General features: G+C 70.8%; 1 protein-coding gene and 1 pseudogene. Both read right to left on the bottom strand.

Annotated features, from left to right (window positions below; genetic code table 11):
* Window positions 1-87: 87 nt before the first annotated feature.
* Entirely contained in the window at window positions 88-324 is a 237-nt protein-coding gene (locus tag AN233_RS06105; RefSeq protein WP_058365933.1) for a hypothetical protein, read from the bottom strand.
* Window positions 321-1,304 (bottom strand): annotated as a pseudogene (locus AN233_RS17210) (hypothetical protein); the annotation flags it as partial. The pseudogene AN233_RS17210 and the gene AN233_RS06105, both read right to left, overlap by 4 nt.

Genomic DNA, 1,304 nt, shown 5'->3' with positions numbered 1-1,304 from the left:
CGTCTTTGGTCGCGTTGATGTGTGATCGGACCGCGCCGATGCTGTCGCGCTCGTACTCGCACCCCTCGGCAGGGCAGGCGAACCCCGTCACGGGTCCATCTCCTGCGCGACCTTCACGCCGGCCAGCGCGCTCTCCAGCAGCTCCTCCACGTCCTCCGGGTCCTCGATGTCCGGCGCTGCATCGCGGGATACATGAACCTCGGCCAGCAGCTCGCCGTTGTCGAAGATTTCGATGCTGTGGTAGTAGGTCATCGGCTCGCTGGGGCCGGCGTACTCGATGGTCTGTTCAACAGTTTCGTCCTCGATGGTGAGAGTTGCCTTCATGCTTCCTCGTAGGCGTCTAACGTCTTCTCGCCGCCCGTCGCGGCGTAGCGCCCGAGTCCTTCCCGAGCGCTGGCGTCCTCCTCGAACCCGCGGCTGCCGCTCCGCAGGTAGCCGTTGTTCTGTGCGCGGCGGTGCTCCTCACCGGCCGCGTCAGCGCCCTCCTCGGCCTCGACGCCGAACTCTCCGAGCGGTCCGCTGTCGTCGGCCCGATGGCGGTCGTCCCGAAGCGGGGCGCTGCGCTGGGCCTGTGCCGCCCGAAGCCGGTCGACCTCCTCCTCGCGGCGGTCCGGGCGGTCCGCGTCGACGTGGCGAACGTCGTGGCCCGTTGTGTAAATCGGGCCGTCGTCCTGCCGCATCGTCGCCAGCCGGTCGGTGGCCTGCTCCGCGCTCGGCCGGTCTGCGACGCGCTGCCGAGCCCGCTTGAGCCGCCGCGCCTCCTCCGCGGCTCGCTCCGCGATCTCGTCTGGATCCGGTTCGTCGAGGTCGTCGGTCCGCACGGTGATGGTCGGCCCGACCGTGGTGGGGAGGCCGCCGCACTCGTGGCAGTCCTCCGTCGCCATCGCGAGCAGCGCGGACAGCTCCTCTTGCTCCTCGCCGAGCCTGTCGAACACGAGCGGGTCCTGCCCGACCGTCCCGCGGATGTTGTTGATGGCCCGTGCTGCGGCCTGCGCGTCGCCCCACGCCGTCCGCAGGGTGTCCAGCGCCTCCGCTACCTCGTTGATGGCGGCCTTGTAGCCGTTCCACGAGCGCGAGAGAGCGCCCCTCTGCTTGCCGGTTAGCTCCCACGGCTCGCTCTCGCCGTGGTCCTCCGGCGGGCGCTCCGGCTCGCGGTCGGCCAGCAGCCGGTCGATCTCGTCCGCGTCGTAGCCACAGCGCTGGTCCAGGAACTCGCAGGCGTCCGGGTCGCCGTGCTCGCAATGACCGGCTGCGTGGTCGCACTCGCTATCCTGCTGGGCGCGGGCCGCGTCGAGGGCACGGCG

Source organism: Haloparvum sedimenti (genome assembly GCF_001462205.1).
Classification (GTDB): domain Archaea; phylum Halobacteriota; class Halobacteria; order Halobacteriales; family Haloferacaceae; genus Haloparvum; species Haloparvum sedimenti.
The sequence above is the reverse complement of the archived record's forward strand: the minus strand, read 5'-3'. Positions and strand labels throughout refer to the sequence as shown.

Excerpts from the sequence above, each read along its gene's own strand:
- AN233_RS06105 (WP_058365933.1), bottom strand. The coding sequence starts at position 324 with ATGAAGGCAACTCTCACCATCGAGGACGAAACTGTTGAACAGACCATC.